The sequence below is a fragment of the Bacteroides graminisolvens genome, from assembly GCF_963666085.1.
Classification (GTDB): domain Bacteria; phylum Bacteroidota; class Bacteroidia; order Bacteroidales; family Bacteroidaceae; genus Bacteroides; species Bacteroides graminisolvens.
In genome coordinates this window covers 553,441-573,237 of the sequence record NZ_OY762556.1, presented here as the reverse complement: position 1 = coordinate 573,237, position 19,797 = coordinate 553,441, and the positions used below count along the sequence as shown (strand labels likewise).

Genomic DNA, 19,797 nt, shown 5'->3' with positions numbered 1-19,797 from the left:
TTTATGACTAGCAGGTATGAGTAACTGGAAAAATGTATTTGGCATTATATGGACGGGGCAATTATTCTCCATTCTAAGTAGCTCTATCGTTAGTTTTGCATTAATTTTATGGCTAAGCTTTGAAACAGGTTCGGCTGAAGTATTGGCTTTATCAGCTTTGGCCGCCTTGCTTCCCCAATCGGTTATTGGTTTGGTTGCGGGAGTCTATATTGATCGGTGGGACAGGAAACGAACCATGATTGCAGCCGATTCTTTCATTGCATTTTGTACACTCCTTCTTGCGGTACTTTTCTTCCTGCATATGGCCGAAATCTGGCATATCTATGTACTGTTGGCATTGCGTTCTGTCGGATCAGCTTTTCACATGCCGGCTATGCAAGCCTCTATTCCTCTATTGGCACCTGCCGATCAGCTGGGCCGTATTGCCGGTATAAACCAGATGCTCGAATCGGTGTGTAACATTGCCGGTCCAGCTTTGGGAGCTTTGTTTATCGGACTGATGGACATTAGCTATATTTTGTTGTTGGATGTAGGAGGTGCTTTGATGGCATGCTTATCACTCCTTTTCGTCCGCATACCCAATCCCGAGCAGGACGAAAATAAACGCACCGGTATCTGGATCGAATTAAAAGAAGCACTACACATCGTAAAAAAGATAAAAGGCATCACACCACTGGTACTGTTTTCGGTCTTATCTACCTTTGTCATTATGCCGGTAGCAGTCCTTTTCCCCTTGATGACATTGAAGCACTTTTCGGGAGATGCTTTTCAGATGAGTGTCGTTGAGGTTGCATGGGGTGCAGGTATGTTGTTGGGAGGTGCGGTGATGGGCGTATTCTCTATTAAAACAAATAAAGTCATCCTTATCAATCTGATGTATGTACTGATCGGGTTAAGCTTTTACTTTTCAGGCATATTACCCGAAAGCGGTTTCTGGACGTTTGTGTTCCTTACTTTGGCAGGCGGAGTAGCGGGTAGCATCTATAACGCATGCTTTATTACTGTTATTCAGATACAAATACCACCCCATATACTCGGAAGGATTTTCTCCGTTTACCTTAGTCTGGCTCTATTGCCATCCATGATCGGGCTGGTGGCTGCCGGAGCCATAGCAGATGCCATCGGATTGAGTAATATGTTTATCATTTCAGGACTTCTGCTTTGTCTTATCGGACTGTTATCGTTCGCTTTCCGTTCCATGCAGGTTTTAGGAAAACCCTTGTAGCCGTTGAACAGTCTGCTTAATAGGTGCGGAAAATAAGATATTCTCCTTTAGCCTGTATGGTAAAGCTATCGCCGGTTGTTTGGTTCAAAGTACCTTGCCACCAGTTACTGAAATCGCTGAGCGGGTATACCAATCCTTCACCTTTAATGCCTATTGCGCCAAAGTTAATGAGAGAGATCTGCTCTCCGGGTACACACTCAAAACAAGTATCACCCTGAACCGGGGTGAATACACCGTAATCAGTAGCCATTTGTACATCCGCTCCCAAATGCATGTAATCCATTAGCAAACTAATGTTTCCTAGTGTGTGATCTTCCCGCTTGCCGGTGGCTCCAAGAATCAGAAGATGATTCCTTTGCTGTTGCAGACAATAAGCGACCGCCTTTGTCTGGTCATTTGTTTCCTGGTCAGTACTCGTGATAAGTATCTTTTTGAACCGTTCACGATTTTTGGGCGATATGGAATCACCGTCGCCAATTATAATAGAGGGAGTGTTGCCACGGCAGATATAGTCGTCTGCTGCACCGTCACAACAAACTACAAAGCTTGCCTGCTGCAACAATCCGGCCGGAAGCGGATGAGAAGGATATTCGCCATTGGCCAGAATAACTGTTTCAATGAGAGAATTGCTACGAAGTAAAGGGTAGTATTTCATGCTGAAATCATTTTCTTCCATTTAAAGTAGCCAAAGATAGCTATAACTGCGTAAAGACCGTATAGAAAAGCCGTAAAATCAAGTCCTTTATAGATGTATAGCCCGCAACTGACTGCATCAACAGCAATCCATGCCAGCCATTGTTCCACATACTTCCTTGCCAGCAGCCACATGCCTACAATGCTGAGTGCGGTGGTGAAACTATCCAGCCAGGGAACCGTGCTGTCGGTGAAATTCACCAAAATCCATCCGATGGCCCAAAATGCCACCACAAAAACCAATGCAAGTGGTAAGTACACACGTAGCGGTGTATACGTTACAGGTAGCTCTTTCTTATTACCTCCGCCCCGTTGCCAGATAATCCATCCGTAAACAGCTGCCAGCAAGTAATACACATTAATTCCTGAGTCGGCATAGAGTCCCGCCTCGTAATAAACAAAGATGTAGATAGCAGGCATGATGACGCCTGCTATCCATAAATAAATACTCGCCTTATACTCCAGCCATAAGTAGAGTAAGCCGATAACCGTTCCTGCTATTTCAAGGTAATCCATTAAAAACGAAGAGTTAAGTTGGCCATTACGTTAGTACCCGCCTGAGCTGCATAACCTGCGTAGTTGTAACGTATGGCTTGGTTGTTATCCATGTAATATCCGCTACCTGCATACCCATTGTTTTCATACTCTTCGTTGAATAAGTTGTAGATGGTAAAACCTACACTGGCCGATTTGGTGTGAGCCAGTTTGAAACGATAAGCCACATTCAGGTTACTTACAAAATAGGCATCGAGAATGTGCTCATCCTGTTTGGCATTACTCATGTATTGTTTGCTCACGTATTGCGATTGCAAACCGGCTTCCAAGTTCTTATAGTTGAAGCTGAACAAATTATTTAGAATCAAATCAGGTGAAAAGGCAATTGGTGTATCACCGTGTTTTATCTCAATAGGATTCTTTTCTTCGTTTTCGTACAATAGCTCGGTAAAGTTTTGTACCCGGTTTTTGCTTAACGTTCCGTTGATGTCCCATCGTACATATTTACCTAATTTCACTCCCAGCATCAGCTCAACACCCATTCGATAGCTGTTGGGTACATTGGCTGCCATTGGTTCTCCTATCTCATTCTGTTCGCCGGTCAGCACCAACTGATCTTTGTAATCCATGTAGTACAAGTTAGCACCTGCGGTGAGCCAGCTGTTAGCAAAGGTGTATCCCAATTCATAATCGAGCAGTCGTTCCGCTTGGGGATGTTCAGCCGCTTTACCATCCGTATAATTGTTACGGGTTGGTTCCTTCTGAGCAACAGAGAATGAAGCATAAGCCCGGTTGTTCTGATTGATTTGCCAGTTGATACCAGCTTTTGGATTGAGGAAGTCGAATGTTTCATCAACATTTAGTTTCTGCATTGCTGCCGTATTCCAATCCCAATTATCATTTGCTCCTTTTATCTGGTAATTGATGTGACGATACTGTACGTCACCATACAAACTGAGGTGTTTATTAACACTGTAATCAGCCTTCAAATACAGATTCCCGTCGGTCTTTTTCCCGTTATTACGATAATACTCCTGTTCCGGGTTCAATGCACCGACGTAGTTCCTTACCCAAATAACCTTTCCGAAGTGATCACCGTCATACTTATTCCATCCTCCGCCAAGAACAGCATTCAGCTGATCTGTTTTATAATTGAGCGAAAAGATAGCCCCGTAAAAGTCATTGTCCATCTTCTTTTGACGTATCAAATCGCTTTTTTCTATTGTTACTCCATCTACAATGTATGGCTTCAGTCCGTATTCAACTAACTTTCGTCCGGTTTTGTATTCCTGATAATACCCATTGCCGGGAGTGTAATGCAAACCTCCGTTCAAACTCCACGAAGGAGAAAGCGTGTGATTAACCAATAACTGGTAATGCGTTTGATGATAATTGTCGGTCTGATCATCATAATAAGCCACTTTTCCATTGGCATCTGTATAAGCTCCGGCAGGATTGTAGCGGCGTCCGTAGTTCTTCATATCCTCTTTCGAAGCATAATACCAGGCATGATATGTTTTCTCCAATCCGCTGAAAGTAATCAGTTTGATTAACGTGTTATCAGTGAAATACGCTCCCTGAAGGAAGTACGAATACAAATCCACCGAAGCCCTATCAATGTAGCCGTCGGTTCCGATGTTCGATAAACGTGCATCGAAAGCAAAATGCTTATTGATTAGTCCTGTGCCCACTTTCACGGTTTCCTTGTGCGTATTGAACGAACCATACGCACCATTAAATTCCGCATACGGCTGCATGGAAACCCCTTCGGTTTGCATGCTTACACTACCGCCAAAAGCTCCGGCACCGTTTGTTGACGATCCGGCACCACGTTGCACCTGAATATCTTTGAGTGAAGATGCAAAGTCGGGCATGTTCACCCAAAACACGGTGTGGCTCTCGGCGTCATTCATGGGAATACCGTTGGCCGTTACGTTGATACGTGTGCCGTCCGTTCCGCGAATACGTAACGATGTATACCCAATACCCGCTCCTGCATCCGAGGTGGTAAGAACCGAAGGTGTCAAACTCAGCAGATAAGGAATGTCCACACCCGAGTTCTGCTTATTTATTTGGTCTTTACTGATGTTTGTAAAAGCCATCGGTGTTTTGGCGGTGGCACGCGTTGATACAACCTCTACTTCCTGGAGGTTCACTTGTTTGAGACTGTCGTTTTGTACTTTCTGTGCAAAACTCATGGAGCCGGAAATAGCTATCCCGACCAGCATTAAAGCTCTCTTTTTCATTTTAAATAAAAAATTAAATTAAACAGAAAAGGGGACTTTTCTATTTTATCCCTCCGCCGGCATTATCCGGATCAGGTTAATGGGTATGATCTCAGCCCGTTTTATTAAGGCACCCCTCTTATTGAAATCTACTGCAAAAGTAACGCTTTTAAGTTAGAATGGTTCTATGTAATTGCAAATTTAACGATTCAACACCTCTATAACTTGTTGAATGTATAAGCCATGCATCCTTTTTCTGAGTTGACGCGAACCAGATAGACTCCGTTCTTTAGGCCACTCATTGGTATGGTTATTTCGCCCGCTACCATGGGTTTGTTAACTAGCACCAAACGTCCGTTTGTATCGGATATGTAGATGGATTTAATACAAGATTCGGCTTTTATGCAGATACGATCAGTTTTAGGATTGGAATAAATTCGAATATCAGCACCGGTTTCTGCCATATTCTCATTGGGAGTATTGCCAATAATCAGGAAGGAACTCTTGAAACCACTTGCAGCTACTAACCCATTGCCAGACGGCTCTTGAGCGGATAGTTTCCATCCGCCGGCGAGAAGTAAAAGTATGAGAGCTATTTTTTTCATACTACAATGACATGCAATAGGTTAAACAAAAATAATTATATGTTTCGGCCAAAGATAGAAGATTGATTCATTATATCCAACTAAAAAAACATAAAAAGTTCTTTTATGATGATAAATAGTTTCCAAAGCATGGTAATTGCATATTTATATGTCAATGAGATGTCGGAAGCTGTTTTTAGGGGGTGTTCTCCATTAAATTTATGTATTTATAAAAATAACCCCCTAAAAATTAGGGGGTTATTAGGAAAAACATATAATTTTGCGGCAACAACCAATAAAAAAGAGACCCTATATGTCTAAAATGCGTTTTTTTGCTCTTCAAGAGCTGGCAAACAGGAAACCCGCAGAGGTAACCAATCCATCGAACAAACTGTCTGACTACTATGCGTCACACGTGTTCGACCGTAAAAAGATGCAGGAATACCTTCCTCGTGAAGCGTTCAACGCCGTGCTGAATGCTGTAGAGAAAGGTACCCCCATTAGTCGCGAAATGGCCGACTTGATTGCTAACGGCATGAAAAGCTGGGCTAAAAGTTTCAATGTAACTCACTACACACACTGGTTTCAGCCACTAACCGACGGAACAGCCGAAAAACATGACGGTTTTATTGAGTTTGGTGATGATACCGAAGTGATTGAGCGCTTCTCGGGCAAGCTGCTTATTCAGCAAGAACCCGATGCTTCTTCCTTTCCAAACGGAGGAATACGAAATACATTCGAAGCGCGTGGTTACACCGCTTGGGACGTCTCTTCTCCCGCATTTATTGTTGATTCTACTTTGTGTATTCCTACCGTATTTATATCGTATACGGGTGATGCACTTGATTATAAAACACCACTGCTGAAAGCATTGGCAGCTGTTGATAAGGCGGCAACCGATGTATGTCAGCTATTCGATAAAAACATAGCCCGTGTTTATACCAACCTGGGTTGGGAACAAGAATATTTCTTGGTAGACAGTGCCTTGTTTAATGCCCGTCCCGACCTTTGTCTGACCGGCAGAACGCTGATGGGACACTCGTCGGCTAAGGATCAGCAGTTGGAAGATCACTATTTTGGTTCTATACCACCTCGCGTAACTGCCTTTATGAAAGAACTGGAACTGGAGTGCCACAAATTAGGTATTCCGGTTAAAACCCGCCACAACGAAGTAGCGCCCAATCAGTTTGAGTTGGCGCCCATCTTTGAGAATGCCAACATAGCGAATGACCATAACCAGTTGGTCATGGATTTGATGAAACGCATCGCTCAGAAACACAAATTTAACGTATTGTTTCACGAAAAGCCTTTCAGCGGCATTAACGGTTCCGGTAAGCACTGCAACTGGTCGCTTTGTACAGACAACGGCATCAACCTCTTTGCACCCGGTAAAAATCCGAAAGGCAATATGCTCTTCATTACCTTTATTGTCAACGTGCTGATGATGGTTTATAAGAATCAAGACCTGCTTCGTGCGTCAATATCCAGTGCCAGCAACTGCTATCGCTTGGGAGCCAACGAAGCACCGCCCGCCATTCTTTCCATCTTCTTAGGAAAGCACCTTACCAATAAGCTCGATGAGTTGGTTGAGCAGGTTGAACAAGCCGGCAATACCAAGATGACACCCGAAGAAAAGACGATTCTTAAACTAGGCATTGGTCGTATTCCCGAGATTCTGCTCGACAATACCGACCGTAACCGCACTTCGCCTTTCGCCTTCACCGGAAACCGTTTCGAGTTCCGTGCTGCAGGCTCTTCGTCGAACTGTGCGGCTGCCATGATTGCCATTAACGCCGCAATGGCTCATCAGCTGAATGAGTTTAAAGCAGCGGTAGACAAGCTGATTGATGCCGGAGTGGGACGTGATGAGGCCATCTTCCGCATACTGAAAGAAAATATTCTGGCTTCAAAAGCGATCCGCTTTGAAGGTGACGGCTATTCGGATGAATGGAAGCAGGAAGCTGCCCGTCGCGGATTGACCAACATCTGCCATGTGCCCGAAGCGTTGATGAAGTACAACGACGAACAAGCCCGCAAAGTATTGCTCGGTGAGAAAGTGTTCAACGAAAACGAATTGGCAAGCAGGGTAGAAGTGGAATTGGAAAAGTACACCATGAAAGTACAGATAGAAAGCCGCGTGTTGGGCGATTTGGCCATCAACCACATTGTGCCAACTGCTATTACCTATCAAAACAGATTACTAGATAACCTGCGCGGAATGAAAGAAGTATTCTCCGAGGAAGAGTTCAACGAGTTGAGCCACGACCGCAAGGAGTTGATTCGTGAAATATCACGCAGGGTAACCGAAATAAAAAGACTGGTTCGTGAAATGATTGAAGCTCGTAAAACAGCCAATCATTTGAGCAGTCAGGAAGAAAAAGCTTTTTCTTATGAAGAGAACGTCAGACCGTACTTTGAGCAAATCCGTGATCATGTGGATCATTTGGAACTTGAAGTCGACGATGAGATATGGCCGTTGCCTAAATACAGGGAACTGCTATTCTCCAAATAAATTGCATTATTCTTAATTAGTTTTTGTTGGATGGTGGCTGCGTTGTGGTAACGCGGCCACTTCTATTTTTTGTTATACGGAATATTGATTGTTTGCCTCGTTTTAAAAAGCGTACAGATTTCCTTTGCGTATTTCTAAGGCTCTTCTCCCAGAGAAAAAAAGTGTGGTTTACCCTCACTTACCCTCACTAACTTGCTTGAAACCCCTTGTTAGTAGGTGATGTAGAAGAGTGATAGTAAAATATGTCTACCACTAAATAGGCTGTTTTACCCTCACTATCTATCACTTTTAACTAAGACTATAGATTCATTAACTCCAATTTAACTAAAAATGCGACGACGTTTGAGCTATTCCGAGTGTTTCTTGATTAAAAACGGCAAAAAGCGACTTTATAACTCGTCGAAAATGAGATGTTGTGCATTGATAAACCTTTTTTTAGCTTCAAGGCTTTTCAATGAATCTGGTACCGAAATGCTTGTTTTCTGTTTTTGAATGTGTATATGCATTACTTTCTGTCCCTTCGTTCGGACTTGACGTTGTGCATAATCTGCATAGCTCTCTTTTCCATCTCAGCTTACATCCCTTTCTTCTGATGCTGAAATACGCTTGCTGCTCCAGTTTTCTGGGGTAAAACTTCGAGTTTCCTCGTTAAAAACTCCGAGTTTTATGGGTAGGAAACTGTGAGTTTCCCACGACGAAACTCAGGATTTGGTGTTTTGAAACAAAGTGCTTTGTTTAATGAAAGCACCTCTACTGAATGTTCAGATAGACTTTTGCTGTTTTATTTGACTGAATAAAGTACCGAATTATAATCTGGATACCCCTTGTTGATTCTTATCTTCGTTTTTTGCTGTTTAAATGTTTTCTTTTGGAAAAATTAATATGAATTATCTTTTAGTATGTATTGTTTTATTTGCTATATATGCCTTAATCATCTTTTGTGTCTCTAATGCTATGACGTAATTAGTTATTGAGCTCCTTTTCTATTTCTTTAGCTATAAATTAACTATTCTGAATTTTTTTATTTTCATGTGTTACTACTCTTTTTTCTAACTTTGAGAACTTTATTCATAAAAATTTCGTTGAATGAAGTAGAACATGCAATAAATGGACAAATGAACCTTTTTTTGCTGAATAAGTTAAATAATTTCGTAATAAGGCCTAATTCGTTGACGTTTTGAATGCTTGACATTAATTTATACTATTGTATAAACTAATATCTAATAACATTTATTATTACAATGAAAAGACTAGGATTTGCGTCAAACAAACAAACAAACAAAATGACAACGCTGACCTTTTTTGTATCTTTACTGGCCGGTGAACTTGAACAAAGCGGTCGTCACGGAACAGCTCGTGCTTACCGTAGTTCTTTGAACCGCCTTTTAGCATTTAGTGCTAATGGGCAGCTTACTTTTGCAGATCTTAACCCAGGTCTGTTGAAACGTTATGAACAACTTCTTTTATCAGAGGGGTGCAAGCGTAATACTGTTTCTCTTTACATGCGTATGCTACGCTCTATCTGTAATCAGGCTGTACGGCAAGGTATTGCCCGTATTCCCGGAGATTTATTTGATGAAGTCTTTACCGGGACAGACAGTTCAGAAAAACGAGCAGTATCTCCTTCAGTAATACGTCGGCTTAGAGAACTGGATTTAAGCGGTAATTCAACTCTTGAAACCGCCAGAGATTTGTTTCTGTTGTCGTTCTATCTTCGTGGCATTCCTTTTGTGGATTTAATCAGGTTGCGCAAAAGTGATCTCAATAGGGGCATAATTCGCTATCGACGTAGCAAAACGGGACGATTACTTACGGTGGCTGTGGAGCCTTGTGCGCAGGATATCTTTCGGAAGTACGCTCCATCTGCTGTGGGCAGTATTTATCTACTTCCAATTCTTACAAAAGAAGGTACTAGTGGGTATCGTCAGTATCAGAACGCTTTGCGACGTTACAACTTGCATTTACATCGCTTATCGGCTCTGCTGGGTATGAAAATTAATCTGACCTCTTATGTTGCACGCCATTCGTGGGCTACTGCGGCTTACCGTCAAGGTATACCAGTGGCAGTGATCAGTGAATCGCTGGGACATTCTTCTGAGAAAGTAACCTATACCTACTTGGCTTCTTTTGATAATCGAACGCTTAGCAGGGCTAATCGGGAGATTCTTTCATTGGTTTTGCCGCACAGGAATTTAAATTCGGAGGCGAACTATTTTAAAAAGTTGACGAACAATTTTAAATCCAAGGCCTACGATTAGAAAAAGATTGCGTACTTCAGGATATAAGGACAGCTTTACATTAGGAAGAATTTAGTTGATAGAAAAGAAAAATAGGTTTAATAGGCAATTTGCTGAATATCAGCGTATTATGATTGCGTACTACAAACTGTTACTTTGAAGGTAACAGTGGTGTATGCCAATGCAAATATTGAAATATTTTCATTATCAACCAAATATAATCACGATAATTTTAAATAAAATGCCTCGAAACGTTTACAAAGGTTAGTTTAAATCTATTTTATAGTTTCCTGACACGTGTTTTATAGTTTGTTATCGTCTATAAAATAAAATGTTTTGATATGTAGACAAAATGGGTTTATATATCCGGGTTTCCTTGTGCTTTTTTTTGAAAAAATAACATATAATATCTTTCATTGTTTGTTTTTTTAGACTTTTATATCCTTTTTATCGGTTACCCCTAAATGAAATGATTTTTCTAAAAAGAGAAATCATTTTTTATTTTTTATAAGATATAAACCCCCTTTCCCCAGTGAATTAATTGATTCTCACCGTGGCTATGTCTTCTATTTTGAACGTCATATATAGCACTCTAGAGCGTGCTAAAACAGCTCTTTTCTGTTACCTTCAAAGTAACGGATGCATTGGTTATATCTTATGACCTTGTGTTTAAAAATTTGGATTATTGATAACTAAATAGAGCTCTTTATGCTGACTTGCGAGATGATCAGGGTAATTTCCCTGTTAAAGCAAATAAGTAATGGTCTAGATGCTACTACAGATACAAAGAATGGTAAAGACGAACTTCTGATGGATGCAACTTTACTCGACCGTTTGTGTCGTGTAGGCCTTATTCGTGTCGCATCACAAGATGCGGATAAGCCTCTCCGTTACGAGCTAACTAAAGAGTTGCGTGAAATTAGTTTATGTGATATTTTGCGTGTTAGTGGAGGTGAAGTCCGACTTTCATTTGATGACGAAAAGGAGATATATGATCGTTACGGTGCTGCTGGTCAACAGTTGGGAGTAACTAATTACATGGCTTGCCGTTTTCTATCGCAAATTAAGCTGTCAGACATTTCGCTTCCGACCGATTCATCTGATTGTCTGGATTCGCTTTCTAAGTCGGTTGAACAATTATTGAAACAATGAAGCAACGAATGAGTATATATAATGAATAAGCTGAATCGAATAGCTCTATATGGAGTGGCAACGCTCCTCTTCCTTGTTTGTCACCTGCCCGTTGGTGCTCAGGTTCTGGTATTGAAAAGTAACTTGGCCGCCGATGCGGTGGCTTCTCCTAATTTAGGAGTGGAACTAAAGCTGGGCAGACGAATCAGCTTGGATGTGATTACCCATTACAATCCGTTTTCCTCGGGCAGAACACGTCGTTTCAAACACTGGCTGGTGCAACCCGAACTCAGGTTTTGGCGTTGCGAACCTTTCAGTGGTCACTTTGTGGGATTGCATGCACTCGTTGGTGAATATAACGTGGGTGACACGGAGTTGCCTTTGGGTATTTATAAAGGTACCCGCTCGTGGCGTTATGAAGGTACGGCTGTAGGTGCGGGCTTGTCATACGGTTACCAGTGGGTGATTTCTCCCCGCTGGGGCATCGAAGCCGAGATAGGTGCGGGTTGGGTTCGCGCCAGTTATACACGTTACCGCTGTGCTCATTGCGGAGAGCAGACCGGTTCAGGTTACAAATATTATTTGGGTCCCACCAAAGCAGCTGTTTCGGTGGTTTACCTATTAAAATAAGAGTGATAAACAAAATAAATAAGAACGATATATCTAACGAGAATGAAAAAGAATGCAATTGCGTTGCTGCTACTCCTGTTTTTTTGCGGGAGCGCTTACTGTCAGTCGGCCTACAAGGGACAACTGCAGGTTACTGACAAAGCTCTTTCTGTCTCTTCGGGCAAACTGCAGGTGAACATGGGTGTGAGCTATCAGAATCTGAAATTACCCTCGGACGAGTCCCTGACCCTGACCCCTGTCTTGCAAACCTCCGGGCAAAGTCTGGAACTTCCCTCTATTTTGCTTAACGGTCCTTTGAAACAGAAAGTTTATAACCGCAGCCAAGTGCTTTCCAAAGGGAAGAAGACACAAGGCACTAATGCTCCTTCGGTGGTGATCAAAGACGACCACGGTTCAGCTCGTCATTTTTCTTATAAGGTGCAGATACCTTACAAAGATTGGATGAAAGATGCTGTCCTAGTTCTTCGTACTGAAGAGTGCGGTTGCAATGGCAAACCGGCTTTAACCATGGAAGATAAGATAGCCGATGCGATGCCTTTACCAGCTTCACGTACTTCCGAGGTTAGTAAAGAAATAGACTACCAGTACCTGAACCTGACGAATGTTGTATCTCTTTCACAATCTCCGGATACACTGAATGTGAGTCGTGGTGTTATTTCGCTTTATAAGGAGCCGAATTTAAGCAAACTGTCTGCTGATAAATTAGATCATGAGATTTATTTTCGTCTTCGCGAGGCGATGAATTCGCTCCAAAAACGTAATGGTGTAACTGTTAAGGAGCTGGCTATTACCGGTTACGGAGCCCCAGATGGTAATTATCGCAAAAATGAAAAGGCGGGTTCCTTGCGTGCATTGGCTCTGAAAGACCACCTTCGTGAGAACTACCTTGCCGGTAACTTACCCATCCGCGTCAGTTGGGTAGCGGAAGACTGGGACTCCATTCGTACACTCGTTGCCGGGTCTGATATGCCTTTGGGACATGCTGTGTCAGACATTATTAACACGGTGGAACTGACTAAAGGGCGTGAACGCATGCTGATGCAGCTGGCCGACGGTACCTCGTATCGCTACCTTTGTGATCGCATCTTTCCGCAAGTTCGCCGGTTGGAATACGCCATCAGCTATACCGAGCGCAACATGGAAACGGCCGAGGGCCGCCGTCTCTTCGAGATGGGCTCACGCAGTTTGAAACTTTCCGAATTCTTTGCCGTGGCACAGAGCTATCCCAAAGGCAGCAACGAATACAACGATGCATTCGACTTGGCTGCCCGTTTGTTCCCCGACTCACCCGAAGCTGCTATCAATGCGGCTGCTGTGGCATTGAGTAAACGCGATGCAGTTAAAGCGCGAGCCTATATGGGGAAACACGCTACACTTCCGATAGCTTACAACAACATGGGTATCCTGTATCTGTTGGAAGGGAACCGAGACAAGGCGGAGGTTTATCTTCAGATGGCTGCTGCGGCAGGAGTCCCTCAGGCGAAAGAGGCATTGGAACTGCTGCGTAAGAAAGAATAATTAAGAACGATAAAAATAGATAATTCCATAGTATTAAAATTAAATCAGAAAACCAGATTGTTATGAAAAAGAACTTTTATCTGATGACTGCCTTTTGTGCAATCATTCTATCTGCTTGCTCTAGCGATACAGACCCTGCTACGGGTGGTGAAGAGAGTAAAATAGCCAAGTTGGAACTCAATATTTTGGGAACCACTACCCGTGCAACCGGCACTCTACCTGGGGATACCGGTGCTGAAAATCAAATCAACACCGTAGCTGTAGGTGTGTTTAATTCAGATGGCAGTACCAATACGATTGCCGAGTTTACCACTGCACAAGTGAGTGCCAAAAGCGCTGTTATAAATTGTACCCCCGGAACTAACTGTACCCTCATTGCAGTGGCTAATGCCCCTTCCGGTACATTTGCAGGAGTTGCCGATAAAACTGCCTTCATAGCCAAAACAGTTGCGCTTTCTCAGACTAACAGCGGAGGAGCACAAGTCAACACCAATTTTCCCATGTCCGCTCAGGAGACAGGTGTAAATCTTACAATTGCGGGTCCCAATAATAAAACACTAAACCTGAGCCGTCTTGTATCACGCATCTCTATTTCCAGCATCCAAACGGCTTTTGACCCTAGCGGTCAATACAAAGATGCCACTTTTACGGCTACGGATATTTTTCTTTATAATGCTAAATCAACCTCAACGGTTAATCCGGAGACTCCCACCACTACTAATCTTATTAATGGTGAAACTGCCGGTAACGAATACCTTATTAACACCTTGAACCAAGCTATTACAGGAACGGCCTATACCACTCCTTACTGGTTTTATACATTTGCCAATGATGCAACCTCTCCAACTAAATTTGTTATTAAAGGGACGTTTGATGCTGATGGAGTAACTGGAGGAGAAGAAACAGTTTATTATCCGGTTGTGGTTAATAAAAGCCAAACGGGAACTACTATAACAGGTGGAACAGGTGATGCAACCATAGCACGAAATCAGGCTTATAAGTTAACTTTGACAATCAAAGGTAAAGGGGTATCCAGCCCATCCACTGATATTGAACCGGCTGCATTGACAATTGGTGTCACCGTACAAGACTGGGCTCTTGTAATTAGCCAAGATGTTGTTTTTGAGTAACTAAAAGATGAACAGAATGAACGCCCTGACTTTTACCTACCGTATGTTTTGCTTTTTGCTTACCTGTTTGTTGCTTTTTAGCTGCATTCGTGAGCAGACAGATGCTTGTGTGCAGTATGAATTGACAGTCAGGGCGGTCACCCCTTCGGGCGAGGATGTCACCTCTTCGGGGGTTGTTACCTCCATGGATTTGTATCTCTTTGACGAGAATGGCTTTGTTCGTATGGTTCCCAGAGGTAGTTCTTCTGACTTCCGGTTTGGTGCCGAAAAGGATGAAAGCCTTACGCTGGTGGCTTGGGGAAATTTGAAAGGTGATAGCCTGAAATTACCTTCGCTTGCCGTAGGTACTTCGTTGGAAGAAGCCCGGATAGAATTGTTACAGTTGGCTACGGGTTACAACATGCCCGTTACCGACTTGTTTTACAGTCGCCAGACTCTTGGTAGCACTACCCGTGCAATGGAAAATGATACGGTCAAACTGGTAATGGAACGTCTTTCTGCTGCACTGGCTGTAAAAGTCAGCCATGCGAGAGAATACTTTGGTTCAGAGGGGACCTTACGCATTGTGGTGCGTGGTACCGGTACGGCACTCAGTTTTCTAGCTGAGCCATTGGGTGAAGAAGCGGGTTATGCACCTGTTATGAATCCCGTGAGTGACAAAGACGAATGGGTGGCTCCTCTTTTTCGCGTCTTCCCTACTAATGAAGACCAGCATATCTATATCGATTTATATCGTAACGATGAAAAGCTGTTTACTATTACTACGGACGATGAAGGTACTCAGCTTAAAGCCAGTCCAGGTAAGGAAACGTATATAAGTATTGATTTTCGCTATGCGCGAATGTTTGTGAGTATCAGTGTACTTCCTTGGGGAAGTTCTGATCAGAATACCGAGATGTAATAGGGAAGAGTTAAAAGCATAACAAACGAATAACAAACAAACACCGGTTTTCAGATCCGGAAAGATGAATTATGCAGCAATCTGTTTGGATATATTTGAATAAAATAGTTAGCATACCATATACTTTATTATTCCTATCTTGTAGTGTTGGTTTAATGCCTCTTTTTCTGAGTGGTTGCTCGGAAGACATTGCTGTATCGGGTGGCAAGACCGAAACTCAGGAAGGTAAACTTGCTGTTGTTCGTTTGGATGTGCGCGCCAATACCCCTGATAGCATTTCCACCCGTGCATTGGATGAAAATACCATTCATGATCTTCACATATTGGTTTATAACAGTTCGGGTGAACTTACAGGCAAGAGTTATAAAACAGAAGCACCTTACACCGTGACTGCCCGCAGCGGAACAAACTGTACCATCTATGCCATTGCCAATACGGGCAATTCTACTCTTTTTGACGGGACGATTGCTTCTACGGAACAGAAATTAAAAGATTTAACGACTAGTATAACTTTCTGGAACAGCATGACTGGCTCGGATTACCTGCTTATGACAGACAGCAAAGATAATGTAACAATTAATGCCGGAGATAATTCATTTACAGAAACGGACGGTATGACGGTGAAGCGGCTGGCAGCCAAGGTGAATCTGGTTATCGGTGTGGCAGCGGGCAGCGGTATTACCATTACGAACTATAAGATATGTAGCCTGCCTGTTAATTCTTACTATATCAATCGTCCGCTTACTACCGAAAGTTCAGAAACGGACAATGCCGGTGAAACAGGCACAGAACCAAATAGTACAAGTACTACTGCCCATTGGACAAACAGTGGGCTGATTGATACAGGTGGTGCCAGTAGTGTGAACACTACTTTTTATATGTTCGAAAACCGAAGGGGTGTAAACAGCAGCATTACTGCACAAAATCAAAAGATCAAGGCGAATGCACCGGATAGTGCTACCTATGTGGTAATAAACGGTGAAGCATTAGGTTATAAAGCTACTTGGAAGGTCTACTTAGGAGCCAATAATACCACCAACTTCAATATGAAGCGCAATTGCAGTTATACATATAACATTACGTTAAAACGTAATGATGTGGATTCACGAGTTACCGTTGAGCAAACTATGCCGGTTATTGTGGGCGATAAAGCAAATTGTTATATAGTTGCTCCGGGCACAGCGGTTACCATCCCGGTTGAGCGTGCCAATGAAAGCCCCATTGTCATTACGGGGGCTACGCTAACGAATGGTACATATCATCAGATCCTTTCTGAAACCACATGGACTGCCAGTTTACTTTGGGAAAGTACGGTTGGACTAGTAACGGTCAGCAATGCTACGGGTGCAGGTCCTACGGGACGTTTTGCCGTAACGGCTAACACGCCTGCGGGTAGTAATGGCGGTAATGCAGTGGTGCAGATAAAAAACAGTGCTAATGAAGTACTTTGGTCATGGCATATTTGGGTAACAAATTATGATCCTTCAAATACTTATTACACTATAAATAACGGTTATCGTGATTATGTGTTTATGGATAGAAACCTAGGTGCTACTCGAAACGATTATAGCGATACTGATGCCGGCTCTAAAGGCTTGCTTTACCAATGGGGAAGAAAAGACCCTTTTCCGAATAGTTTAGTTTGGACGACAACAGAACCGACTCTTTACGGTGAGATAACTACTGTACAATTTTCCACTACTACGGGGCTTACACAGTCAATACGATATCCAGCTCATTTTATAAAAGGTAGTGCAGATTGGTCTGATGGTAGTGATGAAACGTTATATTTATGGAATGCTCAGTCAACTGCTGCAAAAACGGTATTTGACCCTTGCCCTGCAGGCTGGCGTGTACCGCCTTTTTACGGAACTGCGGGTACTCCTTCTTCAACAGATTACTCTCCTTGGAGGTACTGGGCAAACAGCAGTGGTACCACACCATTCTCTAATTCTTATACGGATTTATCAGGTAGTACGGTTACTTACGGAGGTGTTTATGATCAAGCTTATAAAGGATATAAATTTACGCGTGCAGGAGTAGAGACTTATTATCCGGCATCTGGTGGTCGATTCAATTCCACAGGCGCGTTCGGCTTCATAGGTACCGATGGATATTATTGGTCTGCATCGCCGAATTCCACGTTTGCATACCGTTTGTTCTTCAGCTCTAGTAACGTGTATCCTGCCTATGATTCAGGTTACCGCGCTTATTGTCTAGCGGTGCGTTGCGTCAAAGAGTAATATTTTTTAGATGTTTCATTGATTAGTATAATATTTTATTTCTTAAAAGTGACGAAGTAACAAGTGTAATGGTAAGATATTTTTTGTCTTTTTGTGTCGGTTTAGTATTATTATTTCTGAGTGGTTGCTCGGAAGATATTACTGTATCGGGTATAGAAACCGAGATTCAAGAAGGTGAACTTGCTGTTGTTCGTTTGGATGTCCGTGCCAACACTCCTGATAACATTTCCACCCGTGCATTGGATGAAAATACTATTCATGATCTTCACATATTGGTTTATAACAGTTTGGGTGAACTCACAGGCAAGAGTTATAAAACCTCAGCACCTTACACCGTAACTGCCCGCAGCGGAACAAACTGTACCATCTATGCCATTGCCAATACGGGCAATTCGACTCTTTTTGACGGAGCGGTTGCTTCTACAGAACAGAAATTAAAAGACTTAACGACTAACATAACATTGTGGAGTGATATAATAGGTTCAGATTATTTGCTTATGGCGGGCAGCAAAGAGAGTGTAACAATTGATGCAGGCGAGAGTACACTTGCGAACGGTATGACGGTTAGTCGCTTGGCTGCTAAAGTAAACCTGGCTGTTGGTGTGGCAGCGGGCAGTGGTATTACCATTACGAACTATAAGATATGCAGTCTGCCTGTTAACTCCTATTACATTAATCGTCCGCTTACTACCGAAAAAGATTCCATCGATATTACCGGTGAAACAAGCGTTGAGCCAAATAATATAAATACCACCGCTCACTGGACAAACAGTGGGTTGATTGATGCAGGTGGTGCTAGTAGTGTGAACACTACTTTTTATATGTTCGAAAACCGACGAGGTGTAAACAGTAGCATTGCTGCACAAAATCAAAAGATCAAGGCGAATGCACCGGATAGCGCCACTTATGTGGTGATAAACGGTGGAGTTCGGGGATACAAAGCAACTTGGAAGGTTTATCTGGGAGCCAATAATACCACCAACTTCAACATGAAGCGTAATTGCAGCTATACATATAATATTACGTTAAAACGCAATGATGTGGATTCAAGAGTTTCAGTGGAACTTACGACTCCCGCTATTGTGGGAGGCAACTCCAATTGCTACATGATTGCTCCGGGAGGAAGCGTGAGCATACCTGTGGAGCGTGCCAATGAAAGTCCTATTGCCATTGACGGGAGTGTTTTGTATAACGGGACTTATTACCAACTCTTAACCGAAGATAGCTGGACTGCCAGTATTCTATGGCAGAGCGTAGCTGGTTTGGTAACAGTCAGTAATGCTACAGGAACAGGTCCGACAGGTAGTTTTACGGTTACTGCCAATACGCCTGCAAGTAACAACGGCGGTAATGCAGTGGTGCAGATTAAGAATAGTGCAAACGAAGTACTTTGGTCATGGCACATTTGGGTTACTAGCTATGACCCGAATAATGGCGGTACTACATACTCCCGTTCCAATGGAGCCAAAACGTATGTGTTTATGGATCGTAATTTAGGCGCAACGGCCGCTGCCACTTCCACGACTACAGATCAGGCTTCTGAGGTATCTGGTCTTCTTTATCAGTGGGGCAGGAAAGACCCTTTCCCGGGCGCAAGCAGTTGGAGTATTTCAAATGATACTGATCCCACGATTGTTTACAATGCATTGGGCACAAGCATGAATGTTTTGACTAATGTACAAACCGTTTCTGCATCTGCAAATTTTACTAACTCAGTACGTAACCCATTTGTGTTTTATAAAAATGCTTCTTCTCCCTACGACTGGTATACCAATGGTGGTTCTCAAAATAATGATTTGTGGGGTGGAGGTACCATCAGCGTTATCGCTTTCACTTCCAAAACAGCTTTTGATCCCTGTCCAACTGGTTGGCGTGTACCACCATGGACGGGTAGTAAATCACCCTGGGATGGTTACTCTGCAAATTTGTTTTCGAACTATAGTATGTTGTTTACAGGTATCGGTTATTATTCAGCTTCCGGTCTTCGGGTATATAGTACGGGTGCATTTTACAACGTAGGTTCCTACGGCTATTTTTGGTCAGCATCACCTTATTCTGCGTACGGATACTACCTATACTTCGATTCGGGTGGTTTCGTGTACCCCGCCTACAACTTCAGCCGTGCAAATGGCTTTGGAATTCGTTGCGTGAAAGATGACTGATGATGTTTCGAATATGCAATAACAGGTTATATTAAGAATGATATATTTTTTGAGTTAAGATCAAGATGGTAAATAGAATATTAGTTAAGTTTTTACTTTCACTTTTTTGTG

The 19,797-nt window shown here is 42.7% G+C and carries 15 protein-coding genes and 1 riboswitch; of the genes, 11 read left to right on the top strand and 4 right to left on the bottom strand.

Going from position 1 to position 19,797, the window contains the following annotated elements; translation table 11 throughout:
- Positions 1-16: 16 nt before the first annotated feature.
- Positions 17-1,225 (top strand): MFS transporter, encoded by a 1,209-nt coding sequence (locus ACKPCE_RS02370; protein ID WP_319504063.1) that lies wholly within the window; start codon positions 17-19, stop codon positions 1,223-1,225.
- Positions 1,226-1,241: 16 nt separating this feature from the next.
- Here ACKPCE_RS02370 and ACKPCE_RS02365 read toward each other — a convergent pair whose 3' ends face one another.
- The 4 genes from ACKPCE_RS02365 to ACKPCE_RS02350 all read right to left on the bottom strand — a co-directional run bounded on the left by ACKPCE_RS02365 (position 1,242) and on the right by ACKPCE_RS02350 (position 5,243).
- A complete protein-coding gene (locus tag ACKPCE_RS02365; protein ID WP_319504062.1) occupies positions 1,242-1,880 on the bottom strand; it encodes a thiamine diphosphokinase in 639 nt (212 codons plus the stop codon).
- Positions 1,877-2,434, bottom strand: coding sequence for a nicotinamide riboside transporter PnuC (gene pnuC / locus ACKPCE_RS02360; protein ID WP_319504061.1), 558 nt, complete (start codon positions 2,432-2,434; stop codon positions 1,877-1,879). Before pnuC ends, ACKPCE_RS02365 begins: the two co-directional genes overlap by 4 nt.
- Positions 2,434-4,659: a TonB-dependent receptor gene (locus ACKPCE_RS02355; protein ID WP_319504060.1), complete on the bottom strand. Its 2,226-nt coding sequence runs from the start codon at positions 4,657-4,659 to the stop codon at positions 2,434-2,436. Before ACKPCE_RS02355 ends, pnuC begins: the two co-directional genes overlap by 1 nt.
- A gap of 31 nt (positions 4,660-4,690) precedes the next feature.
- Positions 4,691-4,786: riboswitch (TPP riboswitch) on the bottom strand.
- A gap of 70 nt (positions 4,787-4,856) precedes the next feature.
- Positions 4,857-5,243, bottom strand: coding sequence for a T9SS type A sorting domain-containing protein (locus tag ACKPCE_RS02350; protein ID WP_319504059.1), 387 nt, complete (start codon positions 5,241-5,243; stop codon positions 4,857-4,859).
- Between the two features lie 105 nt (positions 5,244-5,348).
- On the opposite strand from ACKPCE_RS02350, the gene ACKPCE_RS02345 reads away from it, so the two are divergent.
- The 10 genes from ACKPCE_RS02345 to ACKPCE_RS02300 all read left to right on the top strand — a co-directional run bounded on the left by ACKPCE_RS02345 (position 5,349) and on the right by ACKPCE_RS02300 (position 19,686).
- Positions 5,349-5,543: a hypothetical protein gene (locus ACKPCE_RS02345; RefSeq protein WP_319504058.1), complete on the top strand. Its 195-nt coding sequence runs from the start codon at positions 5,349-5,351 to the stop codon at positions 5,541-5,543.
- Positions 5,536-7,734: a glutamine synthetase III family protein gene (locus ACKPCE_RS02340; protein WP_024995822.1), complete on the top strand. Its 2,199-nt coding sequence runs from the start codon at positions 5,536-5,538 to the stop codon at positions 7,732-7,734. Before ACKPCE_RS02345 ends, ACKPCE_RS02340 begins: the two co-directional genes overlap by 8 nt.
- Before the next feature lie 1,241 nt (positions 7,735-8,975).
- Complete coding sequence (locus tag ACKPCE_RS02335) at positions 8,976-9,992, top strand: tyrosine-type recombinase/integrase (protein WP_319504057.1); 1,017 nt, start codon at positions 8,976-8,978, stop codon at positions 9,990-9,992.
- 687 nt (positions 9,993-10,679) lie between these two features.
- Entirely contained in the window at positions 10,680-11,123 is a 444-nt protein-coding gene (locus tag ACKPCE_RS02330) for a hypothetical protein (protein ID WP_319504056.1), read from the top strand.
- A 21-nt stretch (positions 11,124-11,144) separates the two neighbouring features.
- Complete coding sequence (locus ACKPCE_RS02325) at positions 11,145-11,732, top strand: DUF3575 domain-containing protein (protein ID WP_319504055.1); 588 nt, start codon at positions 11,145-11,147, stop codon at positions 11,730-11,732.
- 42 nt (positions 11,733-11,774) lie between these two features.
- On the top strand, positions 11,775-13,250 hold the full coding sequence (locus ACKPCE_RS02320; RefSeq protein WP_319504054.1) for a DUF3868 domain-containing protein: 1,476 nt from the start codon (positions 11,775-11,777) through the stop codon (positions 13,248-13,250).
- Positions 13,251-13,312: 62 nt separating this feature from the next.
- Positions 13,313-14,380 (top strand): fimbrial protein, encoded by a 1,068-nt coding sequence (locus ACKPCE_RS02315; RefSeq protein ID WP_319504053.1) that lies wholly within the window; start codon positions 13,313-13,315, stop codon positions 14,378-14,380.
- Between the two features lie 7 nt (positions 14,381-14,387).
- On the top strand, positions 14,388-15,281 hold the full coding sequence (locus ACKPCE_RS02310; RefSeq protein WP_319504052.1) for a FimB/Mfa2 family fimbrial subunit: 894 nt from the start codon (positions 14,388-14,390) through the stop codon (positions 15,279-15,281).
- Between the two features lie 71 nt (positions 15,282-15,352).
- Positions 15,353-17,524 (top strand): DUF4906 domain-containing protein, encoded by a 2,172-nt coding sequence (locus tag ACKPCE_RS02305; RefSeq protein WP_319504051.1) that lies wholly within the window; start codon positions 15,353-15,355, stop codon positions 17,522-17,524.
- 68 nt (positions 17,525-17,592) lie between these two features.
- Positions 17,593-19,686, top strand: a complete 2,094-nt coding sequence (locus ACKPCE_RS02300) for a DUF4906 domain-containing protein (RefSeq protein ID WP_319504050.1) — start codon at positions 17,593-17,595, stop codon at positions 19,684-19,686.
- Positions 19,687-19,797: the final 111 nt, after the last annotated feature.